The following is a 3,895-nucleotide window of genomic DNA, read 5'->3' on the forward strand; positions in this document are numbered from 1 at the left end:
GCCGCAACCACCCCAGCCAGACCCGCCACCGTCGGCGCATCGAACAACGCCGCCACCGGCACCTCAACCCCGAACACCGCCCGCACCCGCGACACCACCTGCGTCGCCAACAACGAATGCCCACCCAACGCGAAGAAGCTGTCGAACACGCCCACCCGCTCGACGCCCAGCAGCTGCTCCCAGAGCCCGGCCAACACCTCCTCGACCGCCGACCGCGGCGGCACGTAACCTGTGCCCGGCCCCATCCGCGCGGCATCGGGCGCCGGCAACGCCTTGCGGTCGAGCTTGCCGTTGCGGCTGAGCGGCAGGGCCGCCAACTCGACGAACATCGCCGGCACCATGTACTGCGGCAGCCGCGCGCCGACCCAGTCCCGCAACGCCTCGAGCGCCGGCAGGCCGTCCTCGGCTTGCGCCGGTACCAGATAAGCGACCAGACGCCGGCCGGCGTCCTGCCCGTCGGCGACCACGGCCGCCGCGGCCACGCCCGGGTGCGCCACCAGCGCGGCCTCGATCTCGCCGGGCTCGATGCGGAACCCGCGCACCTTCAGCTGGGTGTCCGCGCGGCCCAGGTACATCACCTGCCCGTCGGGCCGCCACGACGCCAGGTCGCCGGTGCGGTACAGCCGGCTGCCGTCCCCGGCCGCCGCGTCGGCGACGAACCGCTCGGCGGTCAGCTCGGGCCGTCCGCCGTAGCCGCGGGCCAGGCCCGTGCCGCCGATGTACAGCTCCCCGGCCACCCCGGCCGGAGCCGGCTGGAGGAAGCGGTCGAGCACCCGGAGCCGGATGTTCGACAGGGGCGCGCCGATCGGCACCGCCGCCGCGGCGTCGCCCGGGCGCGCGCACCGCCAGTACGACACGTCGATCGAAGCCTCGGTCGGGCCGTAGAGGTTCTCCACCACAGCGTCATCGTGGCGGGCGTAGAACTCCGCCACGTCCGCGCCCGACAACGCCTCGCCGCTGCACACCACCAGCCGCAGCGACCGCATCGGGGCCGCCCAGGCGTGCCGCACGAACTCGTGGAACAGCGAGGGCACGAAATGCATCACGTTGACCCGGGACCGCTCGACGAGGCCCACCAGGTAGTCGACGTCGCCCTGCCGGCCGGGCTCGGCCATCACCATGCACCCGCCGACCGTCAGGGGCCACACCAGCTCCCAGACGGACACGTCGAAGGTGATCGGCGTCTTGTGCAGGATCCTTTCGCCGCGGCTCAGGTGGTACCGCTGCTGCATCCACCACACCCGGTTGACCAGCCCGCGGTGCTCGGAGAACACCGCCTTGGGCCGGCCGGTCGACCCGGACGTGTAGATCACGTACGCCAGTTGCGCGGGCGCCGCGGGCGCCGCCGTCCGGGTCGCCGGCCGCTCCTCGATCGCCTCGCGGGTCGCGGGATCGTCCAGGCGCACGAGCGCGGCGGCGGTGGCGGGGAACGGGGCGCCGGCGATCACCACCCGGGCGCCGCTGTCGGCGACCAGCTCGGCGAGCCGCTGCGGCGGATAGTCCGGGTCCAGCGGGAGGTACGCCCCGCCGGCCTTCCACACCGCCAGCAGCGCCACCGCCAGGTCGAGCCCGCGCGGCAGGCATACGCCCACCACCGACTCCGGCCGCACGCCCAGCGCGGTCAGGTGCCCGGCCAGCCGGTTCGCCCGTGCGTCGAGCTCGCCGTAGCGCAGCGAGGCCGCGCCGCAGACCACCGCGGGCGCGTCCGGGTTGGCGGCCACCTGCGCCGCGAACTGTTCCAGGACCCCGCCCGGCCACGTCACGGGGGTGTGCGTGTCGTTCCACGACGCCAGGGCCGACGTGTCCGCATCACGCAGCATCGGTACCGCGGACAGCCGCACGCCGGCGTCGGCGCCGACGGCGGCGAGCACCCGCTGGAAGTGCCCGATCAGCCGAAGCATCCGATCGGTGTCGAACAACGCGGTGCTGTAGTGCACGGACCCGGCCAGCCCGGCGCCGGCCTCGCCCAGCGTCACCGCCAGGTCGAACTTCACCGGCATCGGCCGCGGCTGCTCGCTCGCGCCGGGCTCCGCGCCGCCGTCGGTCACATAGTTGAACAGCACCTGGAACAGCGGCGTGCGGGACCGGTCCCGGTCCACGTCGAGGTCGTCGACCAGCTGCTCGAACGGCACGTCCTGGTTCGCGTAGGCCGCCAAGGTCCCCGTGCGGACGCGCCCGAGCAGCTCGGCGAACGTCGGGTCGCCCGACAGGTCGGTGCGCAGCACCAGCGTGTTGACGAAGAAACCGATCAGGCCCTCGATCTCGGCCCGGTTGCGGTTCGCGATCGGCGTGCCCACGACGATGTCGTCCTGGCCGCAGTACCGGCTCAGCAGGACGTTGAACGCCCCGAACACCGCCATGAACATCGACACCCCGGCCGTACGGGACACCGCCCGCAGGCCGCCGGCGACCTCCGCCGGGATCGCGAACTCGATGTACGCCCCGTCGGCCGAGCGGACCGGCGGGCGCGGCCGGTCGGTCGGCAGCTCCAGCGTCGGCGCACCGGACAGGGTCTCCCGCCAGTACGCGCGCTGGCCCTCGAGGATCTCGCCGGTCAGCCACTGCCGTTGCCAGACGGCGAAGTCCGCGTACTGCACCGGAAGCGACAGGAGCCGGCCGGGGTCCGCCGTGGCGTACAGGGAGTCGAACTCCCGGCGCAGGATCTCCCCCGACCACTCGTCGCCGACGACGTGGTGCATCGCCAACGCCAGCACATGCTCGTCCGACGCCACCCGCAGCAGCGTCGCCCGGAACAACGGCCCAGCCGCCAGGTCGAACGGCACCGCCGCATCCGCGTCCAGCCACGCCTCGACCCCGCCCGGCGCCCCGGACACATCCACGACCGGCAGCTCGAACCGCTCCGGCGCCGGATCGATCGCCTGATACGGCACGCCGTCCACACCGGCCACCAGCCGCGTCCGCAACACCTCGTGCCTTGCCACCAATGCGCCGAGCACACCGGCGAGAACGTCGACGTCGACGGCCCCCTCCAGCCGGATCGGCATCGGCAGGTTGTACTCCGCCGAGTCCGGCTCCAGCTGGGCCAGGAACCACAGCCGCTGCTGCGCAAACGACAACGGCAGCGGCGCATCCCGGCCCACGGGCACGATCGGCGGCACAACCACGCCCGGCGTCAGGTCGGCGATCACGGCGGCGAGGCCGGCCACGGTCGGCGCGTCGAACAACGCCGCCACCGGCACCTCAACATCCAAGACCGCCCGGATACGTGACACCACCCGGGTCGCCAACAACGAATGCCCACCAAGAGCGAAGAAGTTGTCGACCGCCCCGACCCGCTCCACCCCCAACAACTCCGCCCAAACCCCCGCCAGCAGCTCCTCGGTCACCGACGACACCGGCACGTACTCGTCATCCAGATCCAACCGACCCGCATCCGGCGCCGGCAACGCTCCCCGATCCACCTTCCCGTTCGCGTTCAACGGCAACGACACCAACTCCACAAACACCGCCGGCACCATGTACTCCGGCAACCGCTCCCGCACCACACCCCGCAACCCCACCACCGACAACACAGCCTCACCATCCGGCACCACATACGCCACCAGCCGCCCATCAACCGCCACCACCACCGCGGCAGCAACCCCCGCACAGTCACGCAACACAGCCTCGATCTCCGCCGGCTCGATCCGGAACCCACGCACCTTCACCTGCGCATCAGCCCGACCCACAAACTCAAGCCGCCCATCCGGCCGCCACACCACCACATCCCCAGTCCGATACAACCGCCCACCATCACCAGCAAACGGATCCGCAACAAAGCGTTCCGCCGTCAACCCCGGCCGCCCGTAATAACCCCGCGCGACACCAGCACCACCAATCCACAACTCACCCGGCACCCCAACCGGCACCTGACCACCCCACCGATCCACCACAT

General features: G+C 72.2%; 1 protein-coding gene. It reads right to left on the minus strand.

The annotated features are described in order from the left end of the window. Nucleotides 1-3,668, minus strand: a 3,668-nt coding sequence (locus tag ABD901_RS58160) for an amino acid adenylation domain-containing protein (protein ID WP_345144904.1), incomplete at its 3' end; no start/stop codon positions are given. Nucleotides 3,669-3,895: the final 227 nt, after the last annotated feature.

This window comes from Dactylosporangium darangshiense (assembly GCF_039537565.1).
Lineage (GTDB): Bacteria > Actinomycetota > Actinomycetes > Mycobacteriales > Micromonosporaceae > Dactylosporangium > Dactylosporangium darangshiense.